This is a genomic window from Serratia sp. 1D1416 (assembly GCF_003641105.1).
Classification (GTDB): domain Bacteria; phylum Pseudomonadota; class Gammaproteobacteria; order Enterobacterales; family Enterobacteriaceae; genus Serratia; species Serratia ficaria.
Map to the genome: position 1 here is coordinate 4,335,340 of NZ_CP032738.1, position 17,214 is coordinate 4,352,553.

Below are 17,214 nucleotides of genomic sequence, written 5' to 3' on the forward strand. Positions count from 1 at the left end.
AGGCCGGCCTAGGAGTTTGCTATGCAACAACCGCACAAACACTGGTTCGGGCTGCCGATGAACCTGCTGTGGGGCTATATCGCCATCGCCGTGTTCATGAGCGGCGACGGCTTTGAAATGGCCTTCCTGTCCAAGCACATCACCGATATGGGCTTTTCTCCGACGCAGTCGGCGCTGGTGTTTACCCTGTATGGGCTGGCCGCCGCGCTCGCCGCCTGGAGCTCCGGCGTGGTGGCCGAGATCATCACGCCGCAGAAAGCCATGCGCATCGGCTTCATTCTCTGGGTGGTGATGCATGCGCTGTTTATGCTGTTCGGGCTCGGCATGAAAAATTACCCGCTGATGCTGCTGTTCTACGGGGTGCGCGGCCTGGCCTATCCGCTGTTTATCTACTCGTTCGTGATGCTGGTGGTGCAGAACGTGCCGAAACATCAGCTTTCGTCGGCGATGGGCTGGTTCTGGGCGATGTACTCGATTGGCATCGGCTGTATCGGCAGCTACCTGCCGAGCTTCACCATTCCGCTGATCGGCGAGACCGGCACGCTGTGGTTCGCCATCGTTTGGGTGGCGGTTGGCGGGCTGATGGCGCTGGTGCTGCTGCGCCGCGTCGGCACGGCCGGCAGCAAAACCGATCTGACGCCGAAGGAGAAGCTGAAGGAGCTGTCGCGCGCGGTCACCATTCTGTTCACCAACCGCAATATTTTCCTGTCTTGCCTGATCCGCATCATCAATACCCTGTCGCTGTTCGGCTTCGCGGTGATCATGCCGATGCTGTTCGTCGGCCGGCTGGGCTTCAGCATGTCCGAGTGGCTGCAGATCTGGGCGGTATTCTTCTTCGTCACCATTTTCACCAACGTGATGTGGGGCATTCTGGGCGAAAAGATTGGCTGGATGCGCCAGGTGCGCTGGTTTGGCTGTATCGGCTGCGCTATCTCCAGCCTGGCGTTTTACTACCTGCCGGTCCACTTCGGCCACAATTTTTGGGCGGCGTTGATTCCGGCGGTGATGCTGGGCATCACGGTGGCGGCCTTCGTGCCGATGACCGCGGTCTTCCCGGTGCTGGAGCCGAATCACAAGGGCGCGGCGGTGTCCATTTACAACCTTTCCGCCGGCCTGAGCAACTTCGCCGCCCCGGCGATCGCCTCCCTGGTGCTGCCGTTTTTCGACATCGTCGGCGTGGTGTGGGTATATACCGCGCTCTACCTGGTGGCGGCGGTGCTGACGCTGATAGTCAAGGTCGACCAGCCCGGGCACGCCGCGGCGCCGCGCTATGTTGCCAGCGCCGAAGCGCTGGCCGAGCGCTCCGAACGCGGCTAACCGCAGAGTGAAATATCAAGCGACACCAAGCGAAATAAACCGCGGCCAACGCGGTTTACTCCCCTTCGCCGCCGGCGCCAAGTAGAGAATAACACATCCGTTTTTCACCGGGCGGCGAATAATCTTCGGCGTATGTGCGCAAAATTCGAACACAATGCCCCTGATCTTATTAATGCTACCCTTATCAGCTGCGGCAAAAGATGTTAAAATTGACTCATATCAATTATTGAATGAGCGTAATCTATGATCCCGGAAAAACGCGTGATTCGTCGTATCCAGTCTGGTGGTTGTGCGATCCATTGTCAGGACTGCAGCATCAGCCAGCTGTGCATTCCTTTTACCCTTAATGCTCACGAGCTGGACCAGCTCGACAACATTATCGAAAGGAAAAAGCCGATCCAGAAAGGCCAGACCCTGTTCAAGGCCGGCGACGAACTGAAGTCGCTGTACGCAATCCGCTCCGGGACCATCAAGAGCTACACCATTACCGAACAGGGCGATGAGCAAATCACCGGCTTCCATCTGGCGGGCGATTTGGTCGGCTTCGACGCCATCGGCGGCCTGAAGCACCCCAGCTTCGCTCAGGCGCTGGAAACCGCGATGGTGTGCGAGATCCCGTTCGAAACCCTCGACGATCTGTCCGGCAAAATGCCGAACCTGCGCCAGCAAATCATGCGCCTGATGAGCGGCGAGATTAAGGGCGATCAGGACATGATCCTGCTGCTGTCGAAGAAAAACGCCGAAGAACGCCTGGCGGCGTTCGTTTACAACCTGTCGCGCCGCTTCGCCGAACGCGGCTTTTCGCCGCGCGAGTTCCGCCTGACCATGACCCGCGGCGACATCGGCAACTACCTCGGCCTGACGGTGGAAACCATCAGCCGCCTGCTGGGCCGCTTCCAGAAAAGCGAGATCCTCAGCGTAAAAGGCAAATACATCACCATCGAAAACGCCGACGCCCTGTCGGCGCTGGCCGGCACGCCGCGCATCAACGTCAGCGTCAATGCCTGATCCCCCGCCGGATCGACAATTCGCGAAATTGTTGATCCGGCACGCTTCTGTCGCTGTTCTGTTTTTCAATGTTGGGTTACTCTGTAAATTAACAGACTGTTGATTTCAGCTGTAAGGAGGCCCTATGGCGAAGTATCAGAATCTTCTGGTGGCTATTGACCCCAATCAGGACGATCAACCGGCGCTGCGCCGGGCGGTGTACCTGGTAAAGCGGAACGGCGGGCGCATCAAGGCCTTCCTTCCTATCTATGACTTCTCTTACGAGATGACGACCCTGCTTTCCCCGGACGAACGGACGGCGATGCGGCAAGGCGTTATCAGCCAACGCGCCGCGTGGATCAACGAGCAATGCCGTTTTTACCTCGACGAAGGCGTGCCTATTGAAATCAAAGTGGTCTGGCACAACCGCCCCTTCGAGGCCATCATCCAGGAAGTGCTGACCGGGCAACACGACCTGCTGCTGAAGATGGCGCACCAGCACGACCGTCTGGAATCCGTCATTTTCACCCCTACCGACTGGCATCTGCTGCGCAAATGCCCTTGCCCGGTCTGGATGGTCAAGGACCAGCCGTGGCCGGAAGGCGGCAAGGCGCTGGTGGCGGTCAACCTGGCCAGCGAAGAACCCTATCACGATCCGCTCAACCTGAAGCTGGTGCAGGAAACCGTCGAGCTGGCGGAAAACGTCAACCAGACCGAAGTGCACCTGGTGGGCGCCTATCCCGTCACCCCGATCAACATCGCCATCGAACTGCCCGATTTTGACCCCAGCGTCTATAACGACGCCATCCGCGGGCAGCATCTGATCGCCATGAAGGCGTTAAGGCAGAAATTCTGCATTAAAGAAGAGTTCACCCACGTGGAGAAAGGCCTGCCGGAAGAAGTGATCCCGGATTTGGCCGAGCATCTGCAGGCCGGCGTGGTGGTGCTGGGCACCCTCGGCCGTACCGGCATTTCGGCGGCCTTTATCGGCAATACCGCCGAACATGTGATCGATCATCTGAAATGCGATCTGCTGGTGATTAAGCCGGAGAACTTCAACTGCCCGATCGAAGCGGACGAAGACGATGAGCACGACGACGAAGATTAAGCTCCGCGCATAAAAAAACACGGGCCGATTGGCCCGTGTTTTCATCTGGCGGCGTTACTGCTGCAACGCCCGCAGGATCGCTTCCACACTCTCTTTGGCGTCGCCAAACAGCATCTGGGTGTTCTCCTTGAAGAACAGCGGGTTCTGCACGCCGGCGTAGCCGGTATTCATCGAACGCTTGAAGGCGATCACGTTCTGCGCTTTCCATACCTCCAGCACCGGCATGCCGGCGATCGGGCTGCGCGGATCCTCCAGCGCCGCCGGGTTTACCGTGTCGTTGGCGCCAATCACCAGCACGGTGTCGGTGTCCGGGAAATCTTCGTTGATTTCGTCCATCTCCAACACCACGTCGTACGGCACCTTGGCCTCCGCCAACAGCACGTTCATATGGCCCGGCAGGCGCCCGGCGACCGGGTGAATGCCGAAACGCACCTTGATGCCGCGCGCGCGCAGCTTCTCGGTGATTTCCGCCACCGGATACTGCGCCTGCGCCACCGCCATGCCGTAGCCCGGGGTGATGATCACCGACGTGGAGTTCTTCAGCTGTTCGGCCACCTCTTCCGCGGTGGTTTCGCGGTACTCGCCCATCTCTTCGGCGTCACCGGTGGAAGACCCGTCGGTGCCGAAGCCGCCGGCGATCACGCTGATGAACGAACGGTTCATCGCCTTGCACATGATGTAGGACAGAATGGCGCCCGAAGAGCCGACCAGCGCGCCGGTGACGATCAGCAAATCGTTGCTCAGCATAAAGCCCGCCGCCGCCGCCGCCCAGCCCGAATAAGAGTTGAGCATCGACACCACCACCGGCATGTCGGCGCCGCCGATAGAAGCCACCAGGTGCCAGCCGAAGGCCAGCGCAATCAGCGTCATCAGCAGCAGCGCCACCGCCTGCCAGCCCAGGCTGTCGGCGCGCACGAACACCACCAGCAGCAGGAAGGAAACCACCAGCGCCGCCAGATTCAGCTTGTGGCGGTTCGGCAGCATCAGCGGTTTGGACGAGATGATGCCGCGCAGCTTGCCGAAGGCGACGATCGACCCGGTGAAGGTCACCGCACCGATAAAGATGCCGAGGAACACTTCGGTCAGATGGATGTTCTCCATCACCGGTTCCATCGGCGCGCCGTGGTCCAGGTAGCTGTTGAAGCCCACCAGCACCGCGGCCAGGCCGACGAAGCTGTGCAGCACCGCCACCAGCTCCGGCATCTCGGTCATTTCGACCTTTTTCGCCAGATAGATGCCGATCGAGCCGCCGATGATCATGGCGATGATGATCCAGCCCACGTTGCCGGAATCCGGCCCCAGGATGGTGGCGATCAGCGCAATCGCCATCCCCGCGACGCCGAACAGGTTGCCCTGCTTCGACGTTTCGTGGCGCGACAGGCCCGCCAGGCTGAAAATAAACAGAATAGCGGCAACAATGTATGCAGCTGTAACTAATCCTCCAGACATGTGTTACCCCTTAGTTCTTGCGGAACATCTTCAGCATGCGCTGAGTGACGGTGAATCCACCAAAAATGTTGATGCTGGCGATCAGCACGGCGATAAAGGAGAGGAAGCTCACCCAGCCGCCGTGGCCAATCTGCAGTAACGCACCGACCACGATAATCCCTGAGATCGCATTGGTCACCGACATCAACGGGGTATGCAGCGCATGGCTGACGTTCCACACCACGTAGTAACCCACCACGCAGGCCAGCGCAAAGACGGTAAAGTGTGACAGGAACTCTTTCGGCGCCGCATCGGCCAGCCAGCCGAACAGCAGGATCGCCAGCGCTATCAGGCCGTATTTCAGCCACGGCGACACCGGTTTGGCCGCCGGCTTGGCGACCGGGGCCGCCGCCTGCGCCGGTTTTGGCTGCGCGGAGACCTGGATCGGCGGTGCCGGCCAGGTGACTTCGCCGCTGCGCACCACGGTCACGCCGCGGATCACCGCGTCCTCGAAATCGATGTCGATTTCGCCGTTTTTCTCTTTCGACAGCAGCTTCAGCAGGTTGACCAGGTTGGTGCCGTACAGCTGCGAGGACTGGGTCGGCAAACGGCTGGGCAGATCGGTATAGCCGATAATTTTCACGCCGTTGTCGGTCAGCGTAATGCGATCGGCCACGGTCAGCTCGCAGTTGCCGCCGGTTTGCGCCGCCAGATCGACGATCACGCTGCCCGGCTTCATCGACGCCACCATCTCTTTGGTGATCAGCACCGGCGCAGGTTTGCCCGGGATCAGCGCGGTGGTGACGATAATGTCCACCTCGGCCGCCTGGGCGGCGAACAGCGCCATCTCCGCCTTGATGAAGGCTTCGGACATCACCTTGGCGTAGCCGTCGCCGCTGCCCGCCTCTTCCTCGAAGTCCAGCTCCAGGAACTCGGCGCCCATGCTCTGCACCTGCTCCTTCACTTCGGGGCGGGTGTCGAAGGCGCGCACGATGGCGCCCAGGCTGCCGGCGGCGCCAATCGCCGCCAGGCCGGCCACGCCGGCGCCGATGATCATCACCTTGGCCGGCGGCACTTTGCCTGCGGCGGTGATCTGGCCGGTAAAGAAGCGGCCGAACTCATGCGCCGCTTCGACGATCGCCCGATAACCGGCGATGTTGGCCATCGAACTCAAGGCGTCCATCGACTGGGCGCGGGAAATGCGCGGCACCGAGTCCATCGCCAGCGCGGTGACGTTGCGCGCCGCCAGCTTTGCCATCAGCTCGGGGTTCTGCGCCGGCCAGATAAAGCTGACCAGGGTGCTGCCCTCGCGCATTAACGCGATCTCGTCGTCCTGCGGCGCGTTAACTTTCAATATCAGATCCGACTGCCAAACGTCGGCGGCGTCGGCGATCGTCGCCCCAGCGGCTTCATAAGCGACATCCTCAAAACTTGCCAGTTTGCCCGCCTCGCTTTCAATCGCGACGGTAAAGCCCAGTTTCAGCAGTTGCTCCACCGTTTTCGGCGTTGCTGCGACCCGGGCTTCATTGGCCAACCGCTCTCTTGGTACACCAATACGCATAATGTTCCCTTCTCACCTGTCTTGGATGATGTTTATTATCTTCCTGCCCATAGCACCGGCGCCCTCGGGCGGTCTTTTACTTATGCTTACCCGTCCGAATTTCGGGCGCCATCTATAACCTACTGAAAATAAGGTCGATGATCCATAACTGCTTACGCATTCATCTCAGTTTTTACATAAAAACGCAGGCGGCGATATGACAAAACGCAATTTTCAGTGAAAAAAGTCATATAGAACATCGCTTTCTTCGCAACATTACGTTTTTCGCCCTCGCGGCATTTTCTGCAGCCATGCGGCGAACGGGAATAAAAGTTAGTAAATTGTGAATAATTAACACTAATGACACCAAAGCCTTTATTATTGAAACTTATGGCGTTTGAACCCGGCGGGCGCTGAGCGTTTCCTCAGGCGATTTGTCGTCAGGGATAACATAAAATGCTGAGACAGTTTCCGGGATTACATGTAATAATCGACGGCTGAATTACACTTAAACAGTTCAGCACGTTATAAACGTTAATGCGCTAGGCGAAAGGATTTTTTATGAAGCTGAAGACCACGATCATCGCATCAGCCTTGTTATCACTCACTGCGCTGTCTGCTCATGCGGCGCAAGAGTTAACTCCTGAAAAAGCGGCGGCGCTGAAGCCGTTTGATCGCATCACGATTACCGGCCGCTTTAATGCCATCAATGAAGCCGTCGATGCCGTATCCCGCCGTGCAGACAAACTGGGCGCAGATTCCTTCTACATCCAGGACAGCAATAACAGCAACAACGGCGGCAACTGGCGCGTCACCGCAGACCTTTACCATAAAGATGCGCCGGAAGTGAGCAAAGAGCAAAAATACCGCGTATTTAACGGCGTGAACGAACTGCCAAAAGACCAGGCTTACCTGCTTGAGCCTTACGATACCGTCAGCGTCAGCGGGTTCTACCGCAGCCAGCCGGACATCAACGACGCCATCTCCAAAGAAGCGAAGAAGAAAGGCGCCGCCTCGTTCTTTATCGTGCGTCAGGTTGATGCCAACCAGGGCGGCAACCAGTTCATCACCGCTTACGTCTACAAAGCCGATGCGCCAAAACGCCGCGTGCAGAGCCCAGACGCCATTCCGGCCGACTCCGAAGCCGGTAAGGCCGCGCTGGCCGCCGGCGGCGCCGCCGCCGCTAAAGTGGAAATTCCTGGCGTCGCCTCTTCCGGTTCGCCAAGCCGCGAGGTTGGCCGTTTCTTCGAAACCCAGTCCTCCACCGGCCAACGCTATACCGTCACGCTGCCTAACGGCACCAAGATCCAGGAAGTGAACAACGTGACCGCCGCGCAGATGGTGCCGTTCGATTCTGTGACCTTCACCGGCCACTTCAACAGCATGACCGACGTTTCCAGCGAAGTGGCGAAACGCGCGGCAGAGAAAGGCGCCAAGTACTACCACGTGACCCGTCAGTGGCAGAACAAAAGCGGCGGCAACCTGACCGTCAGCGCCGACCTGTTCAAATAATCGTATTTGCCCCAAAAGGGTTTACCATCGGGCAGCCTTTGAGCTGCCCGTTTTTATTTGCCCCGCCGCGCCCGCCGGTTGAATAGTTTTTTGTAAATACCGCATATTCAATCATTGCATCTGCAATCATCCCTCCGTAGAATTTGCGCCAATTTTTAGGGCTATTGTCTATACGCGCGGTGATTGTCGCCACGTTGTTGCTGCCAAGCAGTTCCCTTCCAGTTGTTTATTCTGTGTTCAGGACCCGTCATTGGAAAAAAAACTAGGTCTTACCGCGTTAACCGCATTGGTGCTGAGCTCGATGCTGGGCGCCGGGGTTTTCAGCCTGCCGCAAAACATGGCGCAGGTGGCCAGCCCCGCCGCGCTGCTGCTGGGCTGGGCGATTACCGGCGTCGGCATTTTGTTTCTGGCCTTCGCCATGCTGCTGCTGACCCGCCTGCGTCCCGATCTGGACGGCGGCATATTCACCTACGCCAAGGAAGGCTTCGGCGAGCTGGTGGGCTTCTGCTCGGCCTGGGGCTATTGGCTGTGCGCGGTGATCGCCAACGTCTCTTATCTGGTGATCGTCTTTGCCGCGCTGAGCATCTTCACCGACCGCGGCGGCCAGGTCATTCTGGGTGACGGCAACACCTGGCAGGCCCTGATCGCCGAATCGCTGCTGCTGTGGGTGGTGCACGCGCTGGTGCTGCGCGGCGTGCAAACCGCCGCCAGCATCAATCTGGCGGCCACGCTGGCCAAGCTGCTGCCGCTCGGGCTGTTCGCCGTGCTGGCGGCCATCGCCTTTAAAATGGAGGTGTTCACCCTCGATTTCCAGGGCATCGCGCTCGGCAAACCGGTGTGGGAGCAGGTGAAAGACACCATGCTGATCACCCTGTGGGTGTTTATCGGCGTAGAGGGCGCGGTGGTGGTTTCGGCCCGCGCGCGCAACAAGAAAGACGTGGGGCGCGCCACCATGCTGGCGGTGCTGTCGGCGCTGGCGGTGTATCTGCTGGTTACGCTGTTGTCATTGGGCGTGGTGCCGCGCACCGAGCTGGCCGAGATGCGCAACCCGTCGATGGCGGTACTGATGGTGGATCTGATCGGCCCCTGGGGCGACGTGATCATCGCCGCCGGCCTGATTATTTCCGTCTGCGGCGCCTACCTGAGCTGGACCATCATGGCGGCCGAAGTGCCGCTATTGGCCGCCCAGCACGGCGCCTTCCCGCGCATGTTCCGCAAACAGAACCGGCATCACGCCCCTTCGGCTTCGCTGTGGCTGACCAATATTGCGGTGCAGCTGGCGCTGGTGCTGATTTGGCTGACCGGCAGCAACTACAATTCGCTGCTGACCATCGCCTCGGAAATGATCCTGGTGCCTTACTTCCTGGTCGGCGCTTTCCTGTTCAAGGTGGCGCTACGCCGCCGGGACAAACGGCTGATCTTCGCCGCCACCGGCGCCTGCCTGTATGGGATTTGGCTGCTGTATGCGTCAGGTTTGATGCACCTGCTGATGTCGGTGCTGCTGTATGCGCCGGGCCTGCTGGTGTTTATCTACGCCCGTCACGGGCATCAGGACATCGCGCTGCTGAACCGACTGGAGAAAGGCAGCATCTTTCTGCTGCTGGCGGCCACGGTGCCGGCCGGATGGTTTATGTTGCAGTAATTGAGAGACGGCCGGGTGGAAACACCCGGTCAGTTTCCGTGCGGGAGAGTGATGGTCATGCGTTCTCCCACCAGTGCGATCTCCACACCTTCTACACACTCTTTTCGGATCGCCGCCAGCTGTTCCGCATCCAGCGCGTACGGCAGCTGAATGTCGAACACCGCCAATCCCTGCTGCTGCGCCAGGTCGATCAGGCGCACAATATTGGTTTCGTCGCTGACCTGGGTAGACACCACCTGCAGCGCCAACTCCTTCAACTGCTCTTTGCGCGTTTGTGACGTGGTCACCCGTGATTTCAACACCATGCCGAAGATCGGCATCACACCATAAATAGCATCTACAAAGCGCCAGTGCTTTCTGCACGATGCGGACAGAAAATCCATGTAATCGAAACAGATTTTCTCACTGCGCGCGATGGATGCAAGGTGACTGCTGTTCATCCCCTCATTCCTCTCATGGCCAGTGTTAACCCGTGGTATTTCAACCTGCCGATGCCCGGCAACCTGAAATTCATTGGGGATCTTACATCCGGAAATGGATAATCGATGCGAAGCCTTAACGACTTTCCGCCGTATAATGGCATAATTCCCCTATTGTTTGCCAGTCTGTCCAGGAGCTTTAATCGATGGAACATCACAACTCAGCCCCGGTGCTGATCACCGGCGGCGCGCGGCGGATCGGGCTGGCGCTCGCCAGGTCATTTTTGCAGCGCGGCGTGCCGGTGATCATCGCCTACCGCAGCGATTATCCGGCGCTGGCCGAGCTGAAAGGGCTGGGGGCATGTTGCATTCAAGGGGACTTTTCGACCCATGAAGGGATCTACCGCTTTGCCGAACAGGTGCGGCAGACTGCACCCAAGCTGCGCGCGGTGATCCACAACGCCAGCGCCTGGCAGGCGGAATCGCCGGCGGTGCCGCCGGAGCAGGTTATGGCGGCAATGCTGCAAATCCATGTTTACACCCCTTACCTGCTGAATCAGCTGCTTGAGCCCTGCCTGCGGGGCCAGGGCCAGGCCGGCGCCGACATTATCCACCTGACCGATTACGTGGTGGAAAAAGGCAGCGACAAACATATCGCCTACGCCGCCAGCAAGGCGGCGCTGGACAACATGACCCGCTCCTTCGCCCGCAAGCTGGCGCCGGAGGTCAAGGTGAACGCCATCGCGCCGGCGCTGATTATCTTTAATCCCGGCGACGACGAGGCCTACCGCCAACAGGCGCTGGCGAAATCGCTGATGCAGGTCGCCCCCGGCGAGAGCGAAGTGGTGAATCTGGTGGATTATCTGCTGGAAAGCCGCTACGTCACCGGCCGCACCCACGGCGTAGACGGCGGGCGCCCGCTGCGCTAGAACAGATGTGCGTGGCGTATCCCTTGGCACCGCGCTATGCTGAATTCCGCTTTTCTCATAAAACCGCTGGCCTATGCATAAAATTGTTTTTGTAGAAGACGACCCAGAGGTCGGCAAGCTGATTGCCGCCTACCTGGGCAAGCACGATATCGACGTGCTGATCGAGCCGCGCGGCGACAGCGCGCAGGCGCGCATCGAACAGGAACAGCCCGATCTGGTGCTGCTGGACATCATGCTGCCCGGCAAGGACGGCATGACGCTGTGCCGCGATCTGCGGCCGACCTTTCCCGGCCCCATCGTGCTGCTCACCTCGCTCGACAGCGATATGAACCATATTCTCTCGCTGGAAATGGGCGCCAACGACTACATTCTGAAAACCACCCCGCCGGCGGTGCTGCTGGCGCGGCTGCGCCTGCATCTTCGCCAGCACAGCCAGCAGCCGAAGGAAGAGTCCTCCCAGCCGCTCACCCAGCACAACGCCTTGCATTTCGGCCTGCTGTGCATCGATCCGGTCAACCGCCAGGTGACGCTGGGAGAAGAAACCGTCACCCTGTCCACCTCCGACTTTGATTTGCTGTGGGAGCTGGCGACCCACGCCGGGCAGATCATGGATCGCGAAGCCCTGCTGCAGAACCTGCGCGGCGTGAGCTACGACGGCCTCGACCGCAGCATCGACGTGGCCATTTCGCGCCTGCGCCGCAAGCTGTACGACAGCGCGCTGGAGCCGTTCCGCATCAAAACCGTGCGTAACAAGGGCTATTTGTTCGCCCCTAACGCCTGGGAATCGGTGCAGCAATGAGAAAGCTTTTCGTGCAGTTCTTCCTGCTGCTGTTCGTCTGTTTTCTGGTGATGGCGATGCTGGTCGGCCTGGTGTACAAGGTTACCGCCGAACGCGCCGGCCGCCAGTCGATGGACGACCTGATGAAAAGCTCGCTGTACCTGATGCGCAGCGAACTGCGCGAAATCCCGCTGAAAGACTGGAACAAGACCATCGCCACGCTGGATTTGAATCTGTCGTTCAAGCTGCATATCGAGCCGCTCGGCAAGCAGGATCTGAGCGAGGATCTGAAGAAAAGGCTGCGGCTGGGCGAAATCATCGCGCTCGACGATCAGTACACCTTCATGCAGCGCATCCCGCGCAGCCACTACGTGCTGGTGGTCGGTCCGATCCCTTATCTGTTCTACCTGCACCAGATGCGGCTGCTGGACCTGGCGTTGCTGGTGTTTATCGGCATGTCGCTGGCGCTGCCGGTGTTTCTGTGGATGCGCCCGCACTGGCAGGACTTGCTCAAGCTGGAAAACGCCGCCCAGCGGCTGGGCGCCGGGCACCTTGACGAGCGCACCCATTTCGATCCCACTTCCAGCCTGAGCCGGCTCGGGGTGGCGTTCAACCAAATGGCCGACAACGTCAATACGCTGATCGCCAGCAAGAAACAGCTGATCGACGGCATCGCCCACGAGCTGCGCACCCCGCTGGTGCGCCTGCGTTATCGGCTGGCGATGAGCGATAACCTGGCCGAAAGCGAACAGCAGGCGTTGAACCGCGACATCGGCCAGCTGGAATCGCTGATTGATGAGCTGCTGACCTATGCGCGTCTGGACCGCCCGCAGGTCGCGCTGAACATCGAGCCGCTCGATCTGCCGACCTGGCTGCAGGACAAGGTCGAGGATATGCGCCTGATCCACCCGGAGCGCGAGATCCAGCTCGATATCCCGCACGCCGGCGACTTCGGCGGCGTGGATCTGCGCCTGATGGAGCGAGTGCTGGACAACCTGGTCAACAACGCGCTGCGTTATTCACGGCAACGCCTGCGCGTGGGCCTGTGGTTCGACGGCGACCTGGCCTGCCTGCAGGTGGAAGACGACGGCCCGGGCATTCCGCCGGAAGAGCGCCTGAGAGTGTTCGAGCCGTTCGTGCGCCTCGATCCGAGCCGCGACCGCGCGACCGGCGGCTGCGGCCTGGGGCTGGCGATCGTCCATTCCATCGCCGTGGCCTACCAGGGCCAGGTCTTTGTCGAAGGCAGCCCCCTCGGCGGCGCCGGCTTCCGCTTCTGTTGGCCGCTGAAGCCCACCTTCAATTTAAAAGCGGACCCGGCGTAATCGAGTCCGGATCACTATCCTATGGAGCTGAACAATGACATCTGCACATTCCCCATCCTCCGCCTACGGCGAGCTGCGCGCCCTGTTCACCAGGCTGTCGCGTTTCGGCCACCTCTCCGCCATCGCCGGCTGGGACATGCAAACCATGATGCCGCCGGGCGGCAGCAAGGCGCGTTCGGAAGCGCTGGCCGAGCTCAGCGTACTGCAGCACCAGATCCTGACGGCGGAAAAAACCGGCGCGTTGCTCGATCGCGCGCAGCAGGAACCCCTGGATGAACTCGACCGCGCCAACCTGCGCGAAATGCGCCGCCAGTACGACAACGCGGCGATGGTGCCGGAATCGCTGGTCGAAGCCAAGTCACTGGCCGGCGCCCGCTGCGAACACGCCTGGCGTGCCCAACGCCCGGCCAACGACTGGGATGGCTTCGCCGAGAACCTGCGCGAAGTGGTCAAATTGAGCCGGCAGGAAGCGCAGATCCGCGCCCAGGCCGCCGGCACCAGCCGCTACGACGCCCTGCTCAACCTGTACGAACCGGGCATGCGCAGCAGCGATCTGGAACGCATCTTCGGCGACCTGAAAACCTGGCTGCCGGATCTGCTGCAGCGCGTGGTGGCCAAACAGGCCGGAGAGCCCTGCCTGACGCCGCAGGGGCCGTTCAACCTGGATACCCAGCGCCAGCTGAGCCTAAGCGTCATGAAGCTGCTGGGCTTCAACTTTGACGGCGGCCGGGTCGACGTCAGCGCGCATCCATTCTGCGGCGGCGTGCCGGAAGACGTGCGCATCACCACCCGCTACAACGATAAAGAGTTTCTCACCGCGCTGCTCGGCATCGTCCACGAAACCGGCCATGCGCGCTACGAGCAGAACCTGCCGCGCGATCTGCCTGGCCAGCCGGTGGCGCTGGCGCGTTCGACCGCGATCCACGAGTCGCAGAGCCTGCTGTTCGAAATGCAGCTGGCGCGCGGCGGCGACTTCCTGAAAATCCTGCGTCCGCTGGCCATTGCGCAATTCGGCGAGCAACCGGCGCTGGAAGAACGCAACTTTATCCGCCTCAACCAGCGGGTGAAACCGGGGCTGATCCGCGTAGATGCCGATGAGGTGAGCTACCCGGCGCACGTCATGCTGCGTTATGAAATCGAGAAGGCGCTGATCGAGGGCGACATCGAGGTAGAGGACATTCCGGCGCTGTGGAATGAGAAGATGCAGAGCTACCTGGGGCTGGATACCATCGGCAACTACCGCAACGGTTGCATGCAGGATATCCACTGGACCGACGGCGCCTTCGGCTACTTCCCAACCTACACGCTGGGCGCGATGTACGCCGCGCAGCTGTTCCACAGCGTGCGCCAGGCGCTGCCGTCGCTGAGCGAAGATATCGCCGCGGGCAATCTGCAGCCGCTGTTCCACTGGCTGCAGCACAATATCTGGCGCCACGGCAGCCGTTTCCCGACCGACACGCTGATCGCCAACGCCACCGGCGAAGCGCTTAACCCGCGCTATTTCCGCGAACACCTGGAAAGCCGTTACCTGTAATCCGCTTCAAAGGCGCGGCTTGCCCTGCGCCTTTTTCCCTGCATGACCCTGCCATGCGTCATGGCCCCGTCTCCCTCTGGCGTTACCCTGGCCGCAGAGTGGCGGTCTTCAGCACCCTATAAGTATGTTGTAACTAAAATGAGTGCTGCCGCCGGCGCTGGCCGGCGACTTTTATTGCAGGCCGCGCCCGGCGCACGGTTCCGCCGCATGCTCGGCGATCAGCGCAATCAGCCGTGGCCGCAGCTGGGGCGGCAGATCATGCCCCATGCCGGGGATGGTGTGCAGCCTGGCGTTGGCCACTGCCCTGGCGATGGCCACGCCGCCGGCCTTACGCACCAGCCGGTCCGCCTCGCCGTGGATCACCAGCGTCGGGGCGCTAATCTTGCGGCTGTAGCGGCGCAGGTCGCCGCTGCCCAACAGCGCGGACAGCTGCCGCTGCATGCCTTCCGGCTCTACGCCCCGCTTCAGCAGCCGTCGCACCAGCAGGTCCAACTCCGCCTCGTCCAGCGGGTAACTGCGGGTGCCCAGCGCGCGCAGGAAGTCCTTCATCGCTTGCTGCCTTTGCTGCTGCGTCGCTTCGGCCGGCGGGCGGCGCAGCAGCCGCAGCAACAAGGAAGGCGCCGGCGGCGGCAACAGCGGCTGGTTGGTGCTGGAAAACAGAATCGTCAGCGAGCGCACCCGCTGCGGATACTCGGCGGCCAGCACCTGGGCAATCATGCCGCCCATCGAGGCGCCCAGCACGTGCGCCTGGGGAATTTGCAGGTGGTCCAGCAGGCGCACCGCATCCGCCGCCATGTCCGCCAGGGTGTAAGGCACCGCGGTTTGCCACCCCAACTGGGCGCGCAGCATCAGCAACCACAGCGGCATCCGGCGTTGGCCCTGCGTCTTGCCGGATAACCCGACGTCGCGGTTGTCGAAACGGATCACCCGAAAACCTTTGGCCACCAGCGCACGGCAAAAATCGTCCGGCCACAACAGCATTTGGGCGCCGATCCCCATAATCAGCAGCAACGGCGGGTGCGAAACGGCGCCCCAGTCCTCATAGGCGATGGGCACGTCACCCTGTTCGGTGACCCCGCGGCGAATTTCTATCTCATTCATTTAAAATCCCTTTTCACATGCCATGGCGGCCATTATAGCAGCAATGCCGCCGGCCGCCGCCGCCCTGTACATTAGGTTACACGCCGAAACCAATCACTCACGGAAAGCGCGCCGTCATTTGCCTAGTATCTTTCCAACGGCCCCGCAGTGGGGTTGATACCTGAAAGTAATTAGAGGAATCGACGATGAAAAAAGTATTGGCTCTGGTTGTTGCCGCTGCAATGGGTCTGTCTTCCGTGGCCTTCGCGGCTGATGCCGCCACCACCACCTCCGCGCCGGCCGCCGCCGCGACCGCCGCTCCGGCTAAAACCGCTCACGTGAAAAAGCATCACGCGAAGAAAGCCCCGGCGCAAAAAGCTCAGGCGGCTAAAAAGCACCACAAGAAAGCCCCGGCGCAGAAAGCCCAAGCGGCTAAAAAGCATCACAAGAAAGCCAGCCACAAAAAAGCGACCAGCACTCCGGCTGCCTAATCGCAACCTGCAGTGAGGCACCCCCTCACCCGTTCAGGCCAGAGTTGTCCCACACCCGGTTCGCCGGGTGTTTTTTCATCGGGGGTTCCCATCCATGCTGCGTCGCTACCTGTTCGAAATCATTCTGGCCGCCCTGATCCTGTGCGGACTGATCGCCGCCTGCTTTTACCTGTAATCCGCCGCGTATTCCGGTGGGAAATTATTGAAAAATCAATCGACGCCCATCCACACGCCGATTAATTCAGTCTATAGTTAGCATTCAGTGTGTTTATGGATGATCCGTATTCGTCAGGCAAGAGATCTATGCGCATATCCGTTTTACTTTTGCTGTGCTCATTCCCGTTCGCGCTCTCCCTTTCGGCTCGCGCCGACAGCCCATCCGATGACGGCTCGGCCGAACAGATCCGGCTGTTTTTCGGCACGGATGAACGAATAAAAGTCGCGGAAACCGCCGGCTGGCCATGGCAGGCGATTGGCCAGGTAGAAACCGCCAGCGGCAACCTGTGCACCGCCACGCTGATCTCCCCGCATCTGGCGTTAACCGCCGGCCACTGCGTGCTGGCGCCGCCGGGGCAGCTCGACAAGGCCATCGCGCTGCGTTTTGTCGCCGGCAATAAAAGCTGGAAGTACCAAACCGACAATATCGAAACCCTGGTCGACAGCAAGCTGGGCAAAAAGCTGAAGCCGGACGGCGACGGCTGGATAGTTCCCCCGGCGGCGGCGGCCTATGACTTCGCGCTGATCCGTCTGAAGGATAAAACCCCGTTGCCGATAAAACCCCTGCCGCTGTGGCAAGGCGACGCCAAGGCGCTGACCCAGACGCTGAAACAGGCGAAAAGGCTGATTACCCAGGCGGGATATCCGGAGGATCATCTGGATGACCTCTACAGCCATCAGAACTGCAAGGTCACCGGCTGGGCGCAACAGGGCGTTCTTTCGCACCAGTGCGATACCCTGCCCGGCGACAGCGGTTCGCCGCTGCTGCTGAAAACCGCCGCCGGCTGGAGCCTGATCGCCATCCAAAGCTCGGCGCCGGCCGCCAAAGACCGTTACCGCGCCGACAACCGCGCGCTGGCGGTAACCGGCATTCGCGACGCGCTGGACGCGCTGGCCGCCGGCGGGTGATC

Annotated in this window: 16 protein-coding genes; 11 read left to right on the forward strand and 5 right to left on the reverse strand. The window is 60.6% G+C overall.

Annotation, left to right across the window (positions count from 1 at the left end; translation table 11 throughout):
• Positions 1-21: 21 nt before the first annotated feature.
• From D7I37_RS20935 to uspE, 3 genes are all read left to right on the forward strand, one after another.
• The gene (locus D7I37_RS20935) at positions 22-1,317 is read left to right on the forward strand and encodes an MFS transporter (protein ID WP_129544292.1); all 1,296 of its coding nucleotides are present in this window, start codon (positions 22-24) and stop codon (positions 1,315-1,317) included.
• A 243-nt stretch (positions 1,318-1,560) separates the two neighbouring features.
• Positions 1,561-2,325 (forward strand): FNR family transcription factor, encoded by a 765-nt coding sequence (locus D7I37_RS20940; RefSeq protein ID WP_061795177.1) that lies wholly within the window; start codon positions 1,561-1,563, stop codon positions 2,323-2,325.
• Positions 2,326-2,449: 124 nt separating this feature from the next.
• On the forward strand, positions 2,450-3,412 hold the full coding sequence (gene uspE, locus D7I37_RS20945) for a universal stress protein UspE (RefSeq protein WP_061795176.1): 963 nt from the start codon (positions 2,450-2,452) through the stop codon (positions 3,410-3,412).
• 54 nt (positions 3,413-3,466) lie between these two features.
• On the opposite strand, the gene pntB is transcribed toward uspE, so the two are convergent.
• Positions 3,467-4,861: a Re/Si-specific NAD(P)(+) transhydrogenase subunit beta gene (gene pntB / locus D7I37_RS20950; protein WP_095097704.1), complete on the reverse strand. Its 1,395-nt coding sequence runs from the start codon at positions 4,859-4,861 to the stop codon at positions 3,467-3,469.
• A 10-nt stretch (positions 4,862-4,871) separates the two neighbouring features.
• Positions 4,872-6,401 (reverse strand): Re/Si-specific NAD(P)(+) transhydrogenase subunit alpha, encoded by a 1,530-nt coding sequence (gene pntA, locus D7I37_RS20955; protein ID WP_061795174.1) that lies wholly within the window; start codon positions 6,399-6,401, stop codon positions 4,872-4,874.
• A 540-nt stretch (positions 6,402-6,941) separates the two neighbouring features.
• On the opposite strand from pntA, the gene ydgH reads away from it, so the two are divergent.
• Positions 6,942-7,892, forward strand: a complete 951-nt coding sequence (ydgH, locus tag D7I37_RS20960) for a DUF1471 family protein YdgH (protein ID WP_061795173.1) — start codon at positions 6,942-6,944, stop codon at positions 7,890-7,892.
• On the opposite strand, the gene D7I37_RS20965 is transcribed toward ydgH, so the two are convergent.
• On the reverse strand, positions 7,885-8,085 hold the full coding sequence (locus tag D7I37_RS20965) for a hypothetical protein (protein WP_129544293.1): 201 nt from the start codon (positions 8,083-8,085) through the stop codon (positions 7,885-7,887). The genes ydgH and D7I37_RS20965 overlap by 8 nt on opposite strands.
• A gap of 57 nt (positions 8,086-8,142) precedes the next feature.
• Here D7I37_RS20965 and D7I37_RS20970 point away from each other — a divergent pair, with 57 nt between their 5' ends.
• Positions 8,143-9,534 carry an amino acid permease gene (locus D7I37_RS20970; protein WP_095097710.1) on the forward strand — a complete coding sequence of 464 codons (1,392 nt, stop codon included), beginning with the start codon at positions 8,143-8,145 and terminating at the stop codon, positions 9,532-9,534.
• 29 nt (positions 9,535-9,563) lie between these two features.
• On the opposite strand, the gene D7I37_RS20975 is transcribed toward D7I37_RS20970, so the two are convergent.
• A complete protein-coding gene (locus D7I37_RS20975; protein WP_061795171.1) occupies positions 9,564-9,974 on the reverse strand; it encodes a hypothetical protein in 411 nt (136 codons plus the stop codon).
• 185 nt (positions 9,975-10,159) lie between these two features.
• Here D7I37_RS20975 and folM point away from each other — a divergent pair, with 185 nt between their 5' ends.
• The 4 genes from folM to D7I37_RS20995 all read left to right on the forward strand — a co-directional run bounded on the left by folM (position 10,160) and on the right by D7I37_RS20995 (position 14,516).
• Positions 10,160-10,882, forward strand: a complete 723-nt coding sequence (gene folM, locus D7I37_RS20980) for a dihydromonapterin reductase (RefSeq protein WP_061795170.1) — start codon at positions 10,160-10,162, stop codon at positions 10,880-10,882.
• 73 nt (positions 10,883-10,955) lie between these two features.
• Positions 10,956-11,681, forward strand: coding sequence for a two-component system response regulator RstA (rstA, locus tag D7I37_RS20985; protein WP_061795169.1), 726 nt, complete (start codon positions 10,956-10,958; stop codon positions 11,679-11,681).
• Complete coding sequence (gene rstB / locus D7I37_RS20990; RefSeq protein ID WP_061795168.1) at positions 11,678-12,982, forward strand: two-component system sensor histidine kinase RstB; 1,305 nt, start codon at positions 11,678-11,680, stop codon at positions 12,980-12,982. The genes rstA and rstB overlap by 4 nt, the downstream gene beginning before the upstream one ends.
• Positions 12,983-13,016: 34 nt before the next feature.
• Positions 13,017-14,516 carry a carboxypeptidase M32 gene (locus D7I37_RS20995; RefSeq protein ID WP_061795167.1) on the forward strand — a complete coding sequence of 500 codons (1,500 nt, stop codon included), beginning with the start codon at positions 13,017-13,019 and terminating at the stop codon, positions 14,514-14,516.
• A 171-nt stretch (positions 14,517-14,687) separates the two neighbouring features.
• Here D7I37_RS20995 and D7I37_RS21000 read toward each other — a convergent pair whose 3' ends face one another.
• Entirely contained in the window at positions 14,688-15,617 is a 930-nt protein-coding gene (locus D7I37_RS21000; RefSeq protein WP_061795166.1) for an alpha/beta fold hydrolase, read from the reverse strand.
• Between the two features lie 185 nt (positions 15,618-15,802).
• Between D7I37_RS21000 and asr the strand changes: the two genes are divergently transcribed.
• On the forward strand, positions 15,803-16,087 hold the full coding sequence (gene asr, locus D7I37_RS21005) for an acid resistance repetitive basic protein Asr (protein WP_061795165.1): 285 nt from the start codon (positions 15,803-15,805) through the stop codon (positions 16,085-16,087).
• A 303-nt stretch (positions 16,088-16,390) separates the two neighbouring features.
• On the forward strand, positions 16,391-17,212 hold the full coding sequence (locus D7I37_RS21010; protein ID WP_129544294.1) for a serine protease: 822 nt from the start codon (positions 16,391-16,393) through the stop codon (positions 17,210-17,212).
• Positions 17,213-17,214: the final 2 nt, after the last annotated feature.

Bases quoted from the DNA above. Each gene is read 5' to 3' on its own strand.
- uspE (WP_061795176.1), top strand. From the start codon at position 2,450: ATGGCGAAGTATCAGAATCTTCTGGTGGCTATTGACCCCAATCAGGAC.
- rstA (WP_061795169.1), top strand. From the start codon at position 10,956: ATGCATAAAATTGTTTTTGTAGAAGACGACCCAGAGGTCGGCAAGCTG.
- asr (WP_061795165.1), top strand. From the start codon at position 15,803: ATGAAAAAAGTATTGGCTCTGGTTGTTGCCGCTGCAATGGGTCTGTCT.
- D7I37_RS20975 (WP_061795171.1), bottom strand. From the start codon at position 9,974: ATGAACAGCAGTCACCTTGCATCCATCGCGCGCAGTGAGAAAATCTGT.
- folM (WP_061795170.1), top strand. From the start codon at position 10,160: ATGGAACATCACAACTCAGCCCCGGTGCTGATCACCGGCGGCGCGCGG.
- D7I37_RS21010 (WP_129544294.1), top strand. From the start codon at position 16,391: ATGCGCATATCCGTTTTACTTTTGCTGTGCTCATTCCCGTTCGCGCTC.
- D7I37_RS20940 (WP_061795177.1), top strand. From the start codon at position 1,561: ATGATCCCGGAAAAACGCGTGATTCGTCGTATCCAGTCTGGTGGTTGT.
- pntB (WP_095097704.1), bottom strand. From the start codon at position 4,861: ATGTCTGGAGGATTAGTTACAGCTGCATACATTGTTGCCGCTATTCTG.
- pntA (WP_061795174.1), bottom strand. From the start codon at position 6,401: ATGCGTATTGGTGTACCAAGAGAGCGGTTGGCCAATGAAGCCCGGGTC.
- D7I37_RS20935 (WP_129544292.1), top strand. From the start codon at position 22: ATGCAACAACCGCACAAACACTGGTTCGGGCTGCCGATGAACCTGCTG.
- ydgH (WP_061795173.1), top strand. From the start codon at position 6,942: ATGAAGCTGAAGACCACGATCATCGCATCAGCCTTGTTATCACTCACT.
- D7I37_RS20995 (WP_061795167.1), top strand. From the start codon at position 13,017: ATGACATCTGCACATTCCCCATCCTCCGCCTACGGCGAGCTGCGCGCC.
- rstB (WP_061795168.1), top strand. From the start codon at position 11,678: ATGAGAAAGCTTTTCGTGCAGTTCTTCCTGCTGCTGTTCGTCTGTTTT.
- D7I37_RS21000 (WP_061795166.1), bottom strand. From the start codon at position 15,617: ATGAATGAGATAGAAATTCGCCGCGGGGTCACCGAACAGGGTGACGTG.